The organism is Nostoc sp. UHCC 0251 (assembly GCF_034932245.1).
Taxonomy (GTDB): Bacteria; Cyanobacteriota; Cyanobacteriia; order Cyanobacteriales; family Nostocaceae; genus Nostoc.
The window spans coordinates 31389-50452 of sequence record NZ_JAYGHD010000298.1 but is presented as its reverse complement, the minus strand read 5'-3'; the positions used below and the strand labels follow the sequence as shown (position 1 = coordinate 50452).

At 39.9% G+C, this 19064-nt stretch carries 12 protein-coding genes; 5 read left to right on the top strand and 7 right to left on the bottom strand.

The window, feature by feature from the left end; genetic code table 11:
• The first annotated feature begins 62 nt into the window (after positions 1-62).
• Complete coding sequence (locus VB740_RS22205) at positions 63-485, top strand: hypothetical protein (RefSeq protein ID WP_323202070.1); 423 nt, start codon at positions 63-65, stop codon at positions 483-485.
• Positions 486-609: 124 nt separating this feature from the next.
• On the opposite strand, the gene VB740_RS36840 is transcribed toward VB740_RS22205, so the two are convergent.
• Positions 610-1470, bottom strand: a complete 861-nt coding sequence (locus tag VB740_RS36840; RefSeq protein ID WP_416290392.1) for a WGxxGxxG-CTERM domain-containing protein — start codon at positions 1468-1470, stop codon at positions 610-612.
• Between the two features lie 1840 nt (positions 1471-3310).
• On the opposite strand from VB740_RS36840, the gene VB740_RS22195 reads away from it, so the two are divergent.
• From VB740_RS22195 to argJ, 3 genes are all read left to right on the top strand, one after another.
• Positions 3311-5287 carry a PAS domain S-box protein gene (locus VB740_RS22195; RefSeq protein WP_323202069.1) on the top strand — a complete coding sequence of 659 codons (1977 nt, stop codon included), beginning with the start codon at positions 3311-3313 and terminating at the stop codon, positions 5285-5287.
• Positions 5288-5305: 18 nt separating this feature from the next.
• Positions 5306-6844, top strand: coding sequence for a response regulator (locus VB740_RS22190; RefSeq protein WP_323202068.1), 1539 nt, complete (start codon positions 5306-5308; stop codon positions 6842-6844).
• A 298-nt stretch (positions 6845-7142) separates the two neighbouring features.
• Entirely contained in the window at positions 7143-8306 is a 1164-nt protein-coding gene (gene argJ / locus VB740_RS22185; RefSeq protein ID WP_323202067.1) for a bifunctional glutamate N-acetyltransferase/amino-acid acetyltransferase ArgJ, read from the top strand.
• 405 nt (positions 8307-8711) lie between these two features.
• Here the strand turns inward: argJ and VB740_RS22180 are convergent, their stop codons facing one another.
• Genes VB740_RS22180 through VB740_RS22165 form a run of 4 tightly spaced genes read right to left on the bottom strand, consistent with a single transcriptional unit; the run spans position 8712 to position 13020 of the window.
• On the bottom strand, positions 8712-9812 hold the full coding sequence (locus VB740_RS22180) for an ABC transporter ATP-binding protein (RefSeq protein WP_323202066.1): 1101 nt from the start codon (positions 9810-9812) through the stop codon (positions 8712-8714).
• Between the two features lie 6 nt (positions 9813-9818).
• Positions 9819-10703 carry a carbohydrate ABC transporter permease gene (locus tag VB740_RS22175; protein ID WP_323202065.1) on the bottom strand — a complete coding sequence of 295 codons (885 nt, stop codon included), beginning with the start codon at positions 10701-10703 and terminating at the stop codon, positions 9819-9821.
• Between the two features lie 3 nt (positions 10704-10706).
• Entirely contained in the window at positions 10707-11618 is a 912-nt protein-coding gene (locus VB740_RS22170) for a sugar ABC transporter permease (protein ID WP_323202064.1), read from the bottom strand.
• A 40-nt stretch (positions 11619-11658) separates the two neighbouring features.
• Positions 11659-13020, bottom strand: a complete 1362-nt coding sequence (locus VB740_RS22165) for an ABC transporter substrate-binding protein (RefSeq protein WP_323202063.1) — start codon at positions 13018-13020, stop codon at positions 11659-11661.
• A 501-nt stretch (positions 13021-13521) separates the two neighbouring features.
• On the opposite strand from VB740_RS22165, the gene VB740_RS22160 reads away from it, so the two are divergent.
• Entirely contained in the window at positions 13522-14724 is a 1203-nt protein-coding gene (locus VB740_RS22160; protein ID WP_323202062.1) for an AAA family ATPase, read from the top strand.
• A 220-nt stretch (positions 14725-14944) separates the two neighbouring features.
• Here VB740_RS22160 and VB740_RS22155 read toward each other — a convergent pair whose 3' ends face one another.
• Together VB740_RS22155 and VB740_RS22150 are read right to left on the bottom strand one after the other, a co-directional pair.
• Positions 14945-15829 (bottom strand): response regulator, encoded by an 885-nt coding sequence (locus VB740_RS22155; RefSeq protein ID WP_323202061.1) that lies wholly within the window; start codon positions 15827-15829, stop codon positions 14945-14947.
• Positions 15830-15967: 138 nt separating this feature from the next.
• Entirely contained in the window at positions 15968-17947 is a 1980-nt protein-coding gene (locus VB740_RS22150) for a scytonemin biosynthesis sensor histidine kinase (protein ID WP_323202060.1), read from the bottom strand.
• Between the last annotated feature and the right edge of the window lie 1117 nt (positions 17948-19064).

The window sequence follows — 19064 nt, the reverse complement described above, 5'->3', positions numbered from 1 at the left end:
ATTACAGCAACTAAATAAATTAATTAAAGAAGAGTGGATAAGTCAGGGGAACTGCGAATGGGTTGCTTCTATCTGAAATAGCTTATTGCTATAGTGTTGTGCCGATTCTCTACCAGAAAAATAGCCGAGACAATTACTCCTTGATGCCCTGGTATGATGTTAAGCTTTATGCTGGCGATCGCTTGATTGTTTTAGCCACAAGCAGTAGTTTGCAGCGAATTGAATGGGGTGAAATGCTGCCTCGCCAATGGAGCGTGCAGATTGAAAAAGCTCTGACTACAAATGCTATTATGTATGGCGCTGAGGAAATAGTCTTGATTACGGGATGTAGTTCTGTTACTGCTAGGCAATGGATGAATAATTTGCCTAGAGTGCTGCCAATACCACTTTATAAACATCAAGCTCAACGTCTTGTGCGTGAGCTAACAAAAATACAAGTTTTGGCAAATGTAATCTTTATTGGGCAAGACAATAGCTCGAATTGAGCAAACTGGCGTGTCTATTGTAGGGGCACGTATTGATATTGTGCCCCTAAGCATGAGGTCTAACTGCTAATAGCCTGAAGTTGACACAAACGCCGAGTGTACGCCTCTTACAGTGTGGTGAATACTATCTAGAACGAGTACCTGTTACTTCATTAGGATCGCTATAAGCCCGAACTTTTTCGCGATTACGAGCCAGACCTGCTAAACCGCCTAGACCAAGTAAACCTAACCAGCCCCAATCGAAACCGCGATCGCTAGTACTTTGGGTAGCTGTGATGCCTGTATTCCTGTTAGTACCTGTTGTGTCAATGCCTGTTGCACCAGTGCCTGTAGTGTCAGTACCTGTTACTCCAGTACCTGTTGTTCCAGTGCCTGTTGTGTCAGTACCTGTTACTCCAGTGCCTGTTGTTCCAGTGCCTGTTGTGCCAGTGCCTGTTGTGCCAGTACCTGTTGTGCCAGTGCCTGTTGTGCCAGTACCTGTTGTTCCAGTGCCTGTAGTTCCAGTGCCTATACCACCACCTGTAGTGCCAGTGCCTGTAGTATCAGTACCTGTAGTATCAGTACCTGTTGTTCCAGTACCTACACCATTACCTGTAGTTCCAGTACCTGTAGTTCCAGTACCTGTTGTGCCAGTACCTGTTGTGCCAGTGCCTGTTGCGCCAGTACCTGTAGTATCAGTACCTGTAGTGCCAGTACCTGTTGCGCCAGTACCTGTAGTTCCAGTACCTGTTGTTCCAGTACCTACACCATTACCTGTAGTTCCAGTACCTGTTGTACCAGTACCTGTTGCGCCAGTACCTGTAGTTCCAGTACCTGTTGTACCAGTACCTACACCACTACCTGTAGCTCCAGCGCCTGAGCTACCACCACTACCGGAGCCAGAGCCTCCGCTTTGGGCAGAAACAGAAGGAGGTAAGGACACGGAAGCGAAACTGACGGCAAAGACAGTAGCCAAAACAGCTTTAGATAAGTCGAAAGGCTTCATAATTATGGTTCCTTTTATGTTCTAGATTTCTTTGGTTGATTGATTTTCAAAACCGATATTGTCTATTCAATCCACTGCTAGATTAGGTAAAATTTCACAAGTCAAGTTAGATTGTGAAGCCTTTTACCTAGTTTTTTTGGAATATTTGAAAGCATTTTAAGCTTCTACAACAACTTACCTATTTGCCAAATTCAAACTAATTCATAATCAGTAATTACTAATTCATGATATGATTGCAAACTCAGGAGCAAAGCCACTTGTCCACAATGGCAAGGAATAATATTTTTATTTTTGGTAAAATTACATTCACTTGCTTGCGTCATAATTTTAATTACTTATTATGACTATTTTTTATTCCTATTAAACATAGCTGCTAATCTTTTAAAGGGCCTCTATCATAAGAATAAAATCAATTCTATCGCAGGAATTAATTTGCATTAAAGTTAGTTTATGAACGTGAAGATAATGAACCTTTTTGAAGCTTGCAATTAGATAAGCAGGCCTCAAGATAACCACAATCTTCACATTGGGGATTTTTCCCTGGATTGCTACATCCACAGGGAGGGTTTACAAAGCATTCAGATGGATCTTTATGTGTTTGAGATTTTTTAGATATAAAGGATAAAGCTGCTTCTTGTATACAAAAAACCAAATCTTCAACCATAAAATTCCTTGACAACCATAATTAATTTACGTTTTTTAGTTAATTATCCCAATTAGATACGTTAACTAAGTAGGCAAAAATAAATCAACCTCTGTTATGCAATCATATAGAACTTAATTTACAGTTTATAGGTCATAATAACTGATAAAGCTATATAATAGTAGAAGATATGATGTGTAGCTTGCTTCCTCCAAAGGGTATACTACAAACCTTTTAATTATTCACATCGGCTACTTAATGAGTACAAGCGATCGCTAACTTAAACAAGATTTATATCTTTAGAAATTTAATGATTTTGTTTACATTAGTTTTTGTTAATTTGCTAGAAAAACTATAAAATTCAAGTAGTCAGATGCTGCCAAAGATTAAGACCAAATTTACATTAAGAATACCCCATAATCTTATTTAACCTAAGAACTTATAACTTCATACTCTAGGTGTGTCTTATATTAAACTTAAGGAATATTTTTATTGCCATACCATTTCTATATGAGGGTGCATAGAACTGTTGACTGTTAGCCGTCAACGGCGTTGGGGCGTCTCTCATCCCATATTTAGAATATTGGGTTTTCTCAACGCATTTTTATGAAGAAGGGGAAGGGGTAAAGGGAAAGGGGGAAGGGTAAAAACCTCGCCTGCAAGTGGCGCGAAATAATCCTTATGAAGAAGGTTTGGTAAAAACCTTGCCCCTTGTGGGCAACCTAATTCATACCTTTACCCTTTACCCTTTAACCTTTACCCCTCTTTTTTATAATTTTTGCGTAATACACAGGTATTAACTTTAAGGGCGTTATTCTGTAAATATCCTTAAGCAATAAGTATTAGTTATATTATTAAGCGAAATGTTACTGTGATTTTATGAAGGCATTTATATATAAAGAGTTCATTTCAGAGAATTTACGGTAACAAAACCAAAGCGATCGCGGTACTTTAATTCCAGTAAACCTTACATTGTCAGCTTAAAAAACTCAGAAAAGATGACAGATACAGGATGTAGAAGCCCCAATTGCTATTCTGTACTGGCCTAGCCTACAGCTAGTATGGGAAAGCTCTGACAAACGCCGCAGGTATTCTCCTTTAGAGTATAAGAAGCTCTAAGCGTCTGTGCGTCTACAAAGATTTTAGGCTAAAAACCTCCCCTTCGCACTCCAGGCTTTGGTATAAATTTTGATTTTTATGATGGAATTTTTAAATAATTTTTTCTCTACTAGCCAGTTTATTCCCCACGGACATTGCTACCTCTGGAAACCAGGATTGGTGTGGTTGCATCTGGTTTCAGATGTATTAACTGGACTTGCTTATTATTCAATTCCAGTGATGTTGGTTTATTTTGTCCGTAAACGGCGAGATGTACCTTTCGGCTGGATGTTCCTCATGTTTGGCACATTCATCGTTGCTTGTGGCACAACCCATTTAATGGATGTGTGGACGCTTTGGCATCCTACCTATTGGCTATCAGGGTTAATTAAAGCTATCACCGCTTTCGTCTCGGTATTGACAGCTATACAACTTGTGCCATTAATACCTAAGGCACTTGCTCTACCGAGTTCTTCCCAGCTAGAGGCTGTAAACTACCAACTAGCAAAGGAAATTGCTGAACGCATACGAACTGAGGAGGTGTTGAGAGAAAATGAACAACGCTGGCAATTAGCTTTGCGCGGCAATAATGATGGAATTTGGGATTGGAATCTTAAAACCAATGAAGTTTTTTTCTCGGCTCGCTGGAAGGAAATGCTCGGTTACGAAGATAACGAAATTTCTAACCATTTAGATGAAAGGCTGACACGAGTGCATCCTGATGATATTGACTGGGTAACACAAGCACTTCAAGATCACTTTGCTCAAAAGACACCATTTTACATTACAGAGTATCGAGTTATATGTAAAGACGGCACTTATAAATGGATTTTAGATCGAGGTCAGGCACTGTGGGATGAAGATGGTAACGTAGTGCGGATAGCAGGCTCAAATACTGACATTACTGCGCGAAAGCAAGTAGAGGAGACATTAAGTAGTCTACTTAACCAACTAGAAAGCAAAGTTGAGCAACGGACAGCAGAGCTAACAAGAATTAATCAATCACTACAGGCAGAAATTAACGAGCGCCAGCGAATAGAAGAAGCATTGCGGGAAAGCGAACAGCGATTCCGTGCTGCATTCCATCAAGCTGCTGTTGGCATCGCCCATGTAGCAACAGATGGAAAGTGGTTGTTAGTTAACCAGAGGCTTTGCGATATTGTTGGTTACACATCAGAAGAACTACAATTGCTAACTTTCCAAGATATTACTCACCCAGATGATCTTAATGCCGATCTGGAATACGTTGACCAGATTTTAGCAGATAATATTCAAACTTACTCGATGGAAAAGCGCTATTTCCGCAAAGATAGTTCCATAGTCTGGGTTAATCTCACCGTGTCTTTAATGCGCGAACCTAACGGGGAGCCAAAGTATTTTATTTCTGTGATTGAAGACATTAGCGAACGGCAAGCCGCGCAGCGCGAAAGCAAGCAGTGGGAGGAGCAAATCCAAGCATCACTCTTAGAAAAAGAGGTGTTATTAAAAGAAATTTACCATCGGGTCAAAAATAATTTACAGGTTATTTCTAGTTTGTTAAGCTTGCAATCTGCCTATATTAAAGATAAAGATGATTTGGTAATATTCAAACAAAGCCAACAGCGGATTGCATCAATGGCTTTAGTTCATGAAAAGTTGTATCAGTCTCAAGACTTGGCAAGGATTAATTTTGGTGAATATATTCGAGACTTGGTAGGCAGTTTATTTTGTGCATACGAAGCCAACGAAGATGTGATCGCTCTGAGAGTAAATATCGATGAGCATGTGTTTCTAGGCTTAGATACAGCAATTCCTTGTAGCTTAATTATCCACGAGCTTGTATCCAATTCTTTGAAATATGCATTTCCATTAGGTAGAAACGGTACAATTTATATCGAGATGATTAAAAATCATGAACACCAAATTAAACTTGTAGTTAGTGATGATGGAATTGGTTTACCCTCAAATTTTAATTTCAAAAATATGGCCTCTTTAGGCTGGCAATTAGTAGATGCTTTAACCAATCAACTTGGAGGAAATCTCAATATTCAAGGTTCGATGGGAGTAGAGTGTCAGTTGGCATTTACATTAAGTTAAATATAAAATAGCTATAAGATGACAAAAGCAAAAATTTTAGTCGTGGAAGATGAAGCTATTGTTGCTAAAGATTTACAGTACCGACTTATAAAATTTGGTTACGCGGTTCCTGCTATTGCTTCTTCAGGAGAAGAAGCAATTAATAAAGCAGTAGAATTATCGCCAGATATAGTACTAATGGATATTAAGCTAAAAGGAGTAATGGACGGGATAGAAGCTGCCCAAGAAATCTATAAGCGTTTAGATATTCCAGTAATTTATTTGACTGCTTATGCAGATGAGAATACCTTAGAACGCGCCAAGATAACTGAGCCATTTGGCTATCTACTCAAGCCTTTTAAAGAAAAAGAACTACAAACGAATATTGAAATAACTCTGACTAAACATGCTTTAGAAAGGGAATTAAAAGCAAACAAAAAATGGTTGGATGCACTTTTAAGAAGCATTAGTGATGCTGTGATTGCTAGCGATATGCAAGAATTGATAACTTTTATGAATCCTGTTGCTGAAAATCTCACCGGATGGAAACAGGAAGAAGCTTGTGGCAGAAATTCATCAGAAATATTCAAGATTGCCAATGCAGAAACTCATAACGCTATTGAAAGTCCGATCGCAAGAGTCCTGCAAGATGGTATTACCGTTAATCTGCCAGCAGAAACTATTCTGATTACTAAAGACGGTGCAGAAATACCAATTGATGACAGCGCTGCACCAATTAAAGATGATAAAGATAATATTACAGGTGCTGTGTTAGTTTTTCGAGATATTACTGAGCGCAAACGAGCGATTGAGGCGGGTAAGAAGCAAATTGAGCAAGAGCAACTTTTGGTGCAATGGGAGGAGATAAATCAACTGAAAAATGACTTTTTGAATTTAGTTTCCCATGAACTGCGATCGCCTCTGAGTAATATGAAGTTAATGATTCAAATGTTACAATTGTCTCCTAATACTGAAGAAGCTCAACACTATCTCCACCTGATGGAGGGCGAGTGCGATCGCGAGTTAGGATTAATTAACGATTTACTAGACTTACAACGCCTGGAAAGCTCATCCTATCCAGTTATTACACCTGATGCGTTGGTATTACAACAGTGGATACCTTGGATTATTGAGCCGTTTCAAATCCGTATTCAACAACATCAGCAAACTCTAAGGTTAAATCTCCCTTCAAATCTCCCGCCGCTATTGTCAGATGGCATTAGCTTAGAACGAATCTTAGTAGAATTGCTCAATAACACGTGTAAATACACACCTGCGGGTGGTGAAATTATTTTAAGTGTACGTCACAATTCCTCAGAAGCGCCCGCAAAAACTATTATTACTGTTAGTAATTCAAAAGAAATTCCAGTAACAGAGTTACCACGAATCTTTGAGAAATTTTATCGCCTCCCCAATGCAGATATCTGGAATCAAGGTGGTTCGGGATTAGGTTTACCTATAGTAGAGAAATTAGTTGAACAACTGCAAGGAAATATTCAAGTAGAAAGCGGTAACGGATGGACGACATTTACTCTCATATTAACTGATTTATATAGCGATCCGATAGCGAAGCGGTAGCGAGTCATTGAGCGTCTTTGATTTCTGTTCGCGCAGCGTGGCGTAGCCATAATTATTTGTGTAGGAAGGCAATAGGCAATAGGCAATAGGCAATAGGCAAGAAGCCTCTTTGAGTTACACTGAATTTTTTCAAAAATCAAATATGAGTTCTATAGGTTTTTAACTTCTATGAAAAATTTATGAAATTTTTGCTTGTTGCTAGAGGCGCACATCTATGCGCTCTTACAGCCGATTCATGTATCGTAAATATTTTTGTAAATGGTATGAGATAATTAATCAAAATTATCAAATCTGAAAAATGTCATCAAATACATCTTCCGCACCTCAGGGTTTTAGTGCATTTATTACTAATTTAGGAATACGAGATACAACTGAGGATTTTGTATTTATTAAATCATCAGTTCCTTGTGTTGCTGATGGAGTCTTCACTCAAAGCCTTTTTGCCGGGCCAAGTGTTACGATTAGCCGTACTAACTTAAAAGATTCGCAAGCACAAGGAATTGTCGTTATATCTAAGAATGCAAATGTAGCTAACGGTTCTGTTGGCATCGCTGATGCTCAAGAGGTTCTGCAATTAGTTGCAACTGAAACTGGAATTGCTGCACATAATATTGTGATAGCTTCTACAGGTGTAATTGGCAGACGTTACCCAATTGAAAAAATCCGGGCAGGTTTATTAGGATTGGGGCAAAATTTGACTCCTGCTGATTTTCATGCCGCAGCCCGTGGTATTATGACCACCGATACAGTACCGAAATTAGTTACACGCCAAATAGGCAATGCCAAGCTAGTAGGAATTGCCAAAGGTGTCGGCATGATTGAGCCTAATATGGCTACCCTTTTAACTTTCTTTTTTACTGATGCTGCAATTTCTGCAAATAGCCTTCGTTCTATTTTTCGCTCTACTATAGATAAAACCTTTAACTGCCTGAGCGTAGACACCGACACTTCAACTAGTGACTCCGCCGTGATTCTAGCTAATGGAATAGCCGGTGAAGTTTCAGAGGCAGATTTTGCCAGTGCATTGCAAGAAGTTGCCCAAGAATTGGTGCTGAAAATTGCCAGAGATGCAGAAGGTGCTACCAAAGTTATTGAGGTGACTGTAGATTCAGCAATTAACTATGCACAAGCTAAAACAGTAGCTAAAGCAATTGTCAATTCACCCTTAGTAAAAACCGCCGTTTATGGAGCAGATCCTAATTGGGGACGAGTTGCTATGGCTATAGGCAAATGTGAAAATGAACAGCAAATAAATCCAGAAAAAGTTGTTATTAGTTTTGATAATGTGAAAGTTTATCCTAGTAGCTTAACTAATGAAAATTTAGAGCAGTTGCGGCAAATTATGTCCAAAGATCAAGTAAATATCCATGTTAGCCTGAATATTGGTGAAGCCTCTGCAACTGTATGGGGTTGCGATCTTTCAGAGGGTTATATAGAAATTAATGGCAAATACTCAACTTGATTAACAAGAAGAACCAGATTAAGTAAGTCGGCGTAAATAATTGTCGTTGGGATAAGGCAATAGGCAATAGGGTTTTAGCTTAGTTCATTTTTCTTCATGTAGTAAAAACTTCGCTCATCCCCCATAGATAAGAAAAAGCCAGAATTTATTGCCAGAATTGAATTTTAGCCGTTTTATAAAAATTCCGGTTTTGACAAAACAACTGCGGAGGGCAATAATTTGGGCATAATTACTCATGCATAATGCAATACGCTTGGGTTAAGGGCTAATTGTACAAAATTGTGGGTTTTCGAGACGCGATAAATCGCCGTCTCTACAAGTGTTTTGGTCTTATCTGAACTGTATTGATGCATAATGTGGGTTGGAATACAATTCTTTTGACTTTTGACTTCCCCAAAGGGGCTGCTAGCTCCTGATACCTAACATTTGTCTCCTAACAAGAGCATGGCCAGATTGAACATCAAACCAGTGAATATCCTCAGGGGGCAATGCTAATGTAATATCCTCGCCACTCCAATTTTTGTCTGTTGGCAACAAAGCACGTACTGTAATCGCTCCGGTTTGTAAACCCTCAATTCTGACACTGACTAAATAGTGCATACCCAAGTTTTCCACTAAAAACACTCGCCCTTGGATAGTTTGGGTATCACCTGGTTGAGCAATGCGGACATCTTCTGGACGGATTCCCAGAACAATCTGCGGTGGTACAGTTGGTATATCTGGAAGAAGCAGTTGGAAGTTACCCAGGATTGCGTGTTTTCCCTGACAAGGTAGAGTCAGTAAATTCATTTGCGGACTACCAACAAATCCAGCCACAAATAAGTTAGCTGGATGGTTATAGATGCGGTCAGGCGGGTCAAGTTGCTGGACATAGCCATCGTTGAGCAATGCAACTTTTGTAGAGAGCGTCATCGCTTCGGTTTGGTCGTGGGTGACGTAGACAACTGGTACTTTTTGGGCTGCAAAAATTTGCTTGATATCGGCTCGGACTCGTTCCCGCAGTAGTGCATCCAGGTTGCTTAAAGGTTCATCCAGCAGGTATACATCAGCATTACGCACCAAAGCACGACCGACAGCAACCCGTTGGCGTTGACCTCCAGACATTTGACCAGGCTTGCGGTTCATTAACTCTGCTAATCCTAAAACTTCTGCCACTTCTGCCACTCGCTGTTTAATTTCTGTAGGTGGTACTTTTTTCAGCTTGAGTCCAGAAGCGAGGTTTTCGTACACTGTCATGTGGGGATAGAGTGCATAGCTTTGAAATACCATTGCAATGTTGCGATCGCTTGCTCGTTTATAGGTGACATCTACCTCCCCAATCTTAATTTGACCGCGAGTAGGTTCTTCAAGACCCGCAATCATGCGTAAAACGGTGGATTTGCCACAGCCAGAAGGGCCAAGTAATGTGAGAAACTCATCGTTATCTACAGTTAAGCTAACGTCTTTGACAGGGACGACTTTGGGATTAAAAGTTTTATTCAAATTTATAAGTTCAAGTTTAGCCATCTTTACTTATCCTTTTACAGCACCAGCAGTAAGACCTTGGACAATCCTACGTTGGAAAAACAACACTAGTAAAATTAAGGGTAATGTGCCGACGACAGTAGCAGCAGCGATCGGGCCGTAGGGAATTTCATATACTGTCGCACCACCCAACTGAGCAGCAGCAACGGGAATTGTCTTCAACTCTTCACGCGTCATAAACGTGAGAGCGAAGATAAACTCGTTCCAAGCAAAAATAAAGGTGAGAATTCCAGTAGTCACTAAGGCGGGAAGGGTCATAGGTAGCACGATTTGCCACAAAAGTTGAAAAGTGTTGTAGCCATCGACCCTAGCAGAATCTTCCAAGTCTTTCGGTAATTGTTGGAAAAAGCTTCTAAGTACTAGAATTGTTAGCGGCAAATTTATTGCAGTGTAGGGTATAATCAGCGCCAAATAATTGTTGCCCAATCTAAGCGCCTGGATAATTTCTAACAGTCCTAAGAATAAGAGAATTCCAGGAAATAAGGTAACAATTAGAACGCTGGCGAGGATAGCTCGTTCACCCCAAGGGCGTAACCGTGCCAGGGCATAGGCAGCAGGTGCGCCGATCGCTAAAGCTACAGCTGTAGAAGTAATCGATACAAAGGCACTGTTGAAGATGTAGCGCCAAAATGGACGACGGGTGAATAACTCAATGTAGTGATTGAAAGTGAATCGCGTGGGGAAATAGACAGTAGGAACGGCGGCAATATCCTCATTCACTTTAAAGGAGGTCAGCAATTGCCATAAAGCTGGCGCTAGGCTGAATATCACCACTAATGCAACTATTATAGGCAGCAAGATTTTTTTCAGAGAAAACTTGGTTTTCCCTGTTGGTTTTGGAGTCGTTGGAACTGCTTGTGGTGTTACACTCATGAGTTAAATGGCTCCTGATGTTTTGGCACGGTATTTGTTAAGCAGGAAACTAGCGATCGCCACCGCAGCAATCAATATTAAAAATGTCACCACTACAAGGGCTGCTCCATAACCAAAATCTAAGTAGCGCATCACCGTGGAGTAAATATACAATGACACCACTTCCGTAGCGCCACCAGGGCCACCCCCAGTCATCACAGCAATCAAGTCGAAAATTCCGAAAGCTTGAGCAAACCGAAATAGCACTGCAATTAAGATTTGCGGCAGCAGCAATGGCAGGGTAATATTGCGAAAGCTTTGCCAAGCAGTTGCCCCATCAACTGAGTAAGCTTCATAGAGGTCTTTTGATATCGACTGTAAGCCAGCTAGCAACAGGATGCTGATAAAAGGTGTAGTTTTCCAAACATCAGCAAAAACCACTGCTATCATCGCCAGCGTTGGATCTCCTAACCAATTAATCCCAGTCTCAATCAGTCCCAACCGCCGCAGAATATCGTTCACAACCCCAAACTGATCGTTAAAAATCCAAGCCCACGCCAGACCAATCAGAGCGGTAGGCAAAGCCCAAGGTATAATCGCGCTTGTACGCACTATGCCCCGCCCAAAAAACGCCTGGTTGAGAACTAGGGCAATCCCCAGTCCTAGCAGTAGTTCTGTGATTACTGATGCTGTCGTGAACACAGTCGTCGCCCACAAACTCTGCCAGAAACGACCATCCCCCGCCATCCGCACATAATTGTCCAAACCAGAAAATACGGGTTGTAGCTCCGTTCCCAGATTTCTAGTAAATACGCTTAACCAAAATGCTCGTAAAATCGGGTAGGCAAATACAAACAACAGCAGCAGTAATGCGGGTGTTAATAAAATCCATGCTGTTTGTTGTTCTCGACTTCTGAGTGTATTTAAATTTGTCATTAGTTATTAGTCATTTATCATTTGTCATTGGGACTGGTTATTAATTCTTCTCCCCCTGCCTCCCCTGCTCCCTCTGCCCCCTCTGCCCCCTGCTCCCTGCTTCTAGCAGTCGGCGCGTTTCCGCAGCAGCAGCTTGCATTGCGCGTTCAGGATTCATCCGACCGGATAGGGCGGCGCTGAGATAACGTTGTAAAATATCTGATGTCTGAGCATATTGGGCGATTGGTGGACGTAAAACGGCATTGTCCACGACTTCCAATAACTGAGGATAGTGGGGGTATTTAGCAACAATCTCTGGGTCTGTAAACAATTCTCGGCGACTTGGTACATAGCCTGCGGTCAAAATGAATCGGCGTTGTGCTTCCCGGCTGGTAAAATATTGAATTGCTTTCCAAGCCTCTTCGGGATGTCTAGAGGTTTTAGAAATCCCTAAACCCCAGCCCCCTAGACAAGCTGCTCCCGTCTGCCCAGGAGCGTGAACCATCGGTTTAATCGCAATTTTACCCCGGATTGGCGAATTTTCTGCCTGAGCTAAAGGCCAGGCATATGGCCAACTACGTAAAAACGCTACTTGACCACTTTGGAACAAGCGCCGGGTATCTTCTTCCTGATAAGTCGTGACTCCAGGAGGAGAAACGCCCTCGCTAATAGTACTACGCAGAAATTCAATGGCTCGTAATGTTTCCGGTCGATCTAGTCCAACTTCGAGGGTGTCAGCATTAACCCAGAAGCCACCAAAGCCATCAAGGACTTCTGCAAACATCGCCACGAGTCCTTCATATTGGCGGCCCTGCCAAACATAGCCCCAATTCACCTGATTTTTCTTCTGCAATACTTGGGAAATTCGGATCAAATCATCAAAGGTTTCTGGCGGTTGCAATCCTGCTTGTTTGATTAAATCTTCCCGGTAGTAGAGCATTCCCACATCAGAACGTACCGGAATGCGGTACAGTTTGTCTTGGTAACGTCCCCCTTCTACATCCTGGGATGAAAATGCTGCCAACTCTTCTTTAGAAATGCGATCGCCTAAAGGTAGCAACCATCCAGCAGCAGCAAACTTGGATGTCCAGATCACATCCATATTGATCAGGTCATAAGGGGATTCACCCAAAATAAAAGATGAAGTATACAGGTCTTCGAGTAAATTTGTGGCATTCGGCCCCTCAACCAGGTTAATGCGAATACCTGGGTTTTCAGCCTCGAAATCTTTAATCAAACCCTGTCTCCAAGGTTGAGCGTCAGGGGCAGTCATTAACAGATTCAGGGTAACTGGTTGCTGCGAGAGTGCTACCCAACTGAACAATATGATGCTCAATAGAGTTGCTAGGAAAACCCCTATATGTAAATAACTTTGTTTTTGGATGAATTTTTGCAACTTGTTTATTGGCTTTCGGTACAACATTATTAATGTAGCGATCGCTAGTGGTAATTATTAGAAAATCAAAACAGAAAATTTCTAAAAAAAGATTATTTTATATTACTTTTTTATCAAAATACTATGACTAATAAACAAGCAAGTCAATAAACTTAACATCAAGCTGGCTTCAAAAAAGGTATTAGGCTTCTCTGGATATATTGCAATAGTTAATACTGTGATCAGTAATTACACGTAGACGAGATTATTCCTCATTTAGAGATGGATGAATGGCGCAGGTATATCAAGAACTAAAAGTAAACCCTCAATTAGCAATTGCTTTGCTAAAAAATTTGACATAAGTAGTTTTAATGTAATACAGTATATTACATAAAGGATGAGTTAAATTAAAAAGGTTTCTTAGCTAGGACAGCACGGTGAAAATAAAATTACCATTTGTACGCAGTTAGTTAATATAACGAGAAAAGTTTTTCAAAATCTCATACTTAACACAAAATAATTCGATTAACGCTGTATAAGTAAACAAATATGGATTTTGACTATTTTAGAAGCAATGATGGCACTCCTGGGAATAATACCCGGCAAAGCTTGCTTGCTAGCGGTTGGCGACCATTTAACCGAGAATTAGACTGGGGGTTTTTGTGGCAACTGTTGTATAGTGACTCTCACGAATTAGCTCAAAAAAGTTTGAATCTGGCGAGTAATGTTGCTGATATTTTGGGACGAAATAATTATGCTTGGTGGGCTAATTTATTAAATGTTGTATCTGATAATACCCGTTACGAAGTTGAAAAGTTTTGGAATTACATCACGCCAGATCCTCACTCACCAGATCATCGGTATAAAGATGTTTTGAGTACGGAAACGCCTATCGTTCAATTTGTTAGTCGTAGTAGTATTCCCATTGATTATGTTCTTAATCGGCTGCAAGAAATTACTGTACTGCGAGTTTTAGGAGTGTTGGGTAATCCTGATATTATTACCCAGTATTATTCAGAAAGAGATTTTTATTTTCCTATAGACAAATTTGTTAGCTGGGAACGCTTAGACGTTATCAATACTGTTTATGCTTACTGGGGAAAGTCTGACGTTTGGTTGCAAATTGATCCCTACGATCGCGGGCGACGACAATATACTTTAATGGCGAAAAATCTCGCGCCCCTAATTAACAAAGCGACTTACGACTTAGCAGTTATGCTGAGTGGATATCAAAGCCGTGTAGGCAAGGTTCATAGTCAATTTGCCATTCGCACATTTCCAGCAGATATCCAAAACTTTACTGATTCTGTACAACAAGCGATTCTTAATCAAAACCAGTTAGCGGTTGTTGTACATGGGCAACCAGGTACTGGTAAAACAGTCTGGACACAGGCAGTAGCAAAAGAAATTCTTGTACCTTTAGGGTATGTAATTTTTATTTTAGATCATGATGCGATCGCTAACTTTGTTCCTCCAACTTACATAGAGCGTATTTGTATCGTTATTAACGAAGCTGATAATCTAGCGCAAAATCGTGCTTCCGAGGTAGCGCAATACAATAACAAAACCGAACACATTCTGAGTTTGTTGGATGGTACTTTGTATCAAAGTGTAATTGATGAGTCTGGTATTCAGATGCAGCAACGCTTAGTTGTTTTAATGACTTGCAATACTACTGAAAGATTAGATCCAGCCATGTTACGTAAAGGCAGGGTGGATTTAATATATGAGTTTACGCAACTATTTATTTAAAGTGGATAACTTGGTTGCTCTCTGAGAATAACGGACAATGCAAATGGGGCGGTTGCAGAACAGTGGGATAAATTGAGGCAAGCAGGGGGAGAATTTCGGAAGTTGCTAAATTATCCCGCAACTATGCAATACCGGGAATAGAAATACTGCCTGAAGCGGGAAGATGCATATACTCCAGATTCCGCAGGTGCAACTGATCAAAAATGCTGTATTTACGTTTTCAGCAATTTTGCCAAAGTTCTACCTGTTTTTGCGATACAAGTTGATGCTCTTTGCGCCAAGCTTGGGGAGGTAAACCGTGATGTTGGCGAAACTGGCGGGAGAAATGAGACACATCCTGATAGCCCAATGCTTTCGCTATCTTCTCGACTGTCTGATCATTATTTTGGAGTAGAAAACGAGCTCCCGCCATCCGACGTTTGACAATCCAGCAGTTTACAGTCTCTCCTGTCTGCTTTGCTACTCGGTTAGTTAAGTAAGCCGGTGAGTAACCAACAGCAAGAGCCACATCACACAAAGTAATTCCTTGATGATAATGGGCTTCGATAAAGTCGAAAACTTCTTTTAATTGAGGAATGTAGGGAAAGATTGACTTAGGAGGAACCATCATTTCTGTATCAGGTGCTTCTGTTCCAGAGGCTACTCCAACACTAACACTATTATCTGCAAATACTGATTTTGGAGCTTTCTCGAATTTCATAGCCCACCAGTATTCAAGAGTAGCTTGCTTTTGCAAGCGAATAGCGATCGCTCTGAGCAATTCGTCTAGTGTAGAGGGTTTGGTAAGATAGTCGTCTGCTCCCAATTCCATAGCTTTGCGAACATCTGCCTTGGTACTACTGCCCGTCAGAAAAATGAAGGGAATAATTGCTGTAAGAGGATCTTGGCGTAGCGTAGTTAAAACGTTATAACCATCCATATCAGGCATTGTGATATCGCAAATTACTAAGTCGGGTATATGCTCTTGTGCTTGTTGGATACCAGCAAGGCCGTTATTAGCGCCTATCGTATCAAAACCTTTAGCCTCAAGACCCTTTAAGTAAAGATTACGGGTAACGTTATCATCTTCAATGACGAGAATTTTCTTTGACGATTCGTACATCATTTTGTATTACCATAACTTTTTGCAAAAGCTGCTTACTATACTCTTTGGTGAGTATGTAAATAGGCATGAAATTAATGACTTCGTTCCGAGAGTTATGATTGTTAAGCTGTTAATAAAGAACTATCTTTATGTCAACATTCATAACTCGGAACTACTAAACTCTGATTTGATTAATGGCAACATCACAGTAAACGTAGTGCCTACACCAACTTGACTGTCTACAGAGACTTGACCGTGATGTAAATCAACAAGGGTTTTAAGAATTGATAGCCCTAATCCAGTACCAGGTATACTATCAATATTAGTACCACGGTAAAATGGCTCAAATATTCGTTGTTGATCTGCTATTGAAATACCAATCCCCCTATCTTTGACCTGGAAAATTACTTTCTCATTTTTGCAAGCTAGTTTTAAATCAATTGCAATTTTGGAAGGAGAATACTTTATTGCATTGTCTAGCAAATTCTTCAATATCGGCTCTAACAGTTTTTTATCTATGCAGGCTGTTAAAGAGTTATCTTGATTTACAAAATTAATCGGAATTTGGCTAACGCTCATCTGCATTTGTGCAACTAAATCTTTACAGAATTCCACTAATTCAAGTGGTTGTGGTTCACAGCTTATTTTTGCTGCTTCTGCCTTAGAGAAGAACAAAATATCATCCAACATCTGACTCAGTTGTTCGGTAGCTTTTTGAATGTGATCCAGTAGTGGTTGTATTTTCTTCTGTGTACGTTTGTCTACTTCTTCCTTTAATAAGCTATTAGAAAATGAAACAATATTCAGTGGTGTCCGAAATTGATGACAAACCATAGAAAGGAAACGCGCTCTAAGTTCACTAAGTTGTTTTGCTTGTTCTAAAGCTTGGTTAAGATTTAATTCTGCACATTTGTAATCGGTAATATCGATACCTGCAATCATTTCTACTGGTTTTCCACCAAAATCCAGCCCTCCATCGAGCATTACAACCGCACAAGCTAGCCAGCGTTCTGTACCGTTTTTTGTCAGAATATTCATTTCCTGGTATTCAAACTTAGCTGCTTCATCCTGCTTACGTATCTGTCTGCGTTTTTTGCTCTTAATCAGTCGGCGAAGATCAAAACCTGTTAGCAGTTCCTCTTTTGTGTAGCCAGTCAGTTGCTCTACTGCTGGATTTATATAGCAAAGCCGCGTGCCTTGAATCAGAAAAGTGATGGTATCTGTTGTTTCGGCTATTGTCCGAAATCTAGCTGCGTTCAGCCGTAATGCTTCTTCAGTTCGTTTCGATTCAGTAATATCCCAAATACTCCACACTCTACCAATAATTGTGCCCTCCAATAAGTGAGGCTTAGAGTAGTGGGCAAAAACTCTCCCATCTTTCAACTCCAGAATGTCGTAGCTCTCGAAATCAGATTGGCTAGACACTTCCCAAATCAGCCGACTAAAGGCTTGTGGGTCTTTAAGTTGGTTCTCAAAAAAGGCTTTGCATCGAGGACATTTCTTAGATAGTATTAAGGACTCCGGGATCTGCCACATATCCACAAATTTCTGATTTAAGCTCAGAATATCTCCCTCAAAGTTAACTGCAACAATACCAACGGCAGTAGATTCGAGAGTAGAACGAAGTAAAGAAAGAGATGTTTCTAGTTCTACTTCTTTGGCCTTGAGTTGAAAAAATTCCTGTTGCAAATTGTCTTTGGCATCCTTTAATCCATCAGTCCACTTTTGCACGCTCAATTCTACTATCTCGTCGCTTATTTCACGAGCAAAAGCACAGCCAAATTCCATATCTTGTTGTTTTACATAATTAATGGATATTTCTACTAGAAATATCCGACCTCCTTTTGTCCGGTAACGAGATTTAAAGGTAAGAGAACCTTGTGAGCCAATATCTGACCAGTTGTGTAGAGAAAAATCTATGTCTATATCATGCAGCCTCATGGAAAGTAATTCCTCACGGGAATACTCAGTCATTCGGCAAGTGGCATCATTGACGTAGAGAAATTGTGCATTTTCTCCTAAACAGAAGGCAGCATCTACAGCGTGATTTATTAGGAAGTGAGCAAACTTCATCTCTACTTCTGGTTGTAGTACCCATTGATCGTTTGATCTAGCTAATGTATAATCGCCAGAATTCATATTCCTACTTCCTCCTGGTAATCAATCAGTACCATAGCCATTAATGAGTTAATAGTCATAACTTACTAAAATCTTTGGGTCACTCTTGGGCTATTAAAAAATAAAATCAGTTAGTAAATTAAAAAATGTTACTAATTAAGTTAACAAAACTTATCATACCAATAAAAGGTGAGTTATTAAACAAAACTTTCCTAAAAAAAACTTAAATATTTAAAATTTTTATTCAATTAAACAGCTTTTTATAGCAACAAAAAATTTAGACGAATCAAATCAGATTAGTCAAGAAACCTTATTAAAGAAGAGTTCAAAACTTGTAATCTATTAAGTAGAAAAGATATTTTATATTTAAGTTAGTACAACAGGCGCAAAAATCAACATACCATTTCAAATGGCGCAAAAGCCAGTAATAGAATTATGCGTGACTTATGACTTGCGCCTTGCGGTACTAGCCCTGCACCAGAGTTAACTTCAGCCTTATGGTTCACCAACCTAAAATTGCTGGGCTTCGACTGGGGAAAGGTTAAAAGATCAGAATTTTTATCCTTTAACCTTTCCGCAACCAAGCGCTTTGACAAACTACTGGTGTAGAGTCGTTTGATTCTCAACATAAATGAATTTGCAGTGCTGGGGTTGGCTTAAATGAACTAATTTTACTCATCCATTTATTTTCTTAAATTATCTTAACTTACTCTCTCAGGAATTTAGCTATAAAGAAGATGCTTAGTCATCCGTCCTTAGAAATACATTTGTATTAGAGATATCACGGGCATTTTACGTAATTTTAATGCTTTTTTGTTACATAAAAAACATTTATATTGATAATGTACGGGATTTATGCTAAAATATACATCGAAAATAATAAAATTTATCAAATCAATACATACTTAGTATTTAGTCATCTCTCAAAGGTAAGATAAAAATTAAGTATTTATGTCTTTATAGTTACAAATAATTGCAACAATCAGTTTTTGGTGGCAATATAAAGACCGTTAAATTCTTGTAGTTAGGCTCATGCTTTAATTCGGATAATTTGTGACGGCCAGTTCAAGAGCCAATAATCAAGCTTTTTCCTGAACTGTTAGCTCCTTCGGGGTGAGGCTGGAAGACTCGTAGGGCT

Excerpts from the sequence above, each read along its gene's own strand:
- VB740_RS36840 (WP_416290392.1), bottom strand. The coding sequence starts at position 1,470 with ATGAAGCCTTTCGACTTATCTAAAGCTGTTTTGGCTACTGTCTTTGCC.
- VB740_RS22195 (WP_323202069.1), top strand. The coding sequence starts at position 3,311 with ATGATGGAATTTTTAAATAATTTTTTCTCTACTAGCCAGTTTATTCCC.
- VB740_RS22190 (WP_323202068.1), top strand. The coding sequence starts at position 5,306 with ATGACAAAAGCAAAAATTTTAGTCGTGGAAGATGAAGCTATTGTTGCT.
- argJ (WP_323202067.1), top strand. The coding sequence starts at position 7,143 with ATGTCATCAAATACATCTTCCGCACCTCAGGGTTTTAGTGCATTTATT.
- VB740_RS22180 (WP_323202066.1), bottom strand. The coding sequence starts at position 9,812 with ATGGCTAAACTTGAACTTATAAATTTGAATAAAACTTTTAATCCCAAA.
- VB740_RS22175 (WP_323202065.1), bottom strand. The coding sequence starts at position 10,703 with ATGAGTGTAACACCACAAGCAGTTCCAACGACTCCAAAACCAACAGGG.
- VB740_RS22170 (WP_323202064.1), bottom strand. The coding sequence starts at position 11,618 with ATGACAAATTTAAATACACTCAGAAGTCGAGAACAACAAACAGCATGG.
- VB740_RS22165 (WP_323202063.1), bottom strand. The coding sequence starts at position 13,020 with ATGTTGTACCGAAAGCCAATAAACAAGTTGCAAAAATTCATCCAAAAA.
- VB740_RS22160 (WP_323202062.1), top strand. The coding sequence starts at position 13,522 with ATGGATTTTGACTATTTTAGAAGCAATGATGGCACTCCTGGGAATAAT.
- VB740_RS22155 (WP_323202061.1), bottom strand. The coding sequence starts at position 15,829 with ATGATGTACGAATCGTCAAAGAAAATTCTCGTCATTGAAGATGATAAC.
- VB740_RS22150 (WP_323202060.1), bottom strand. The coding sequence starts at position 17,947 with ATGAATTCTGGCGATTATACATTAGCTAGATCAAACGATCAATGGGTA.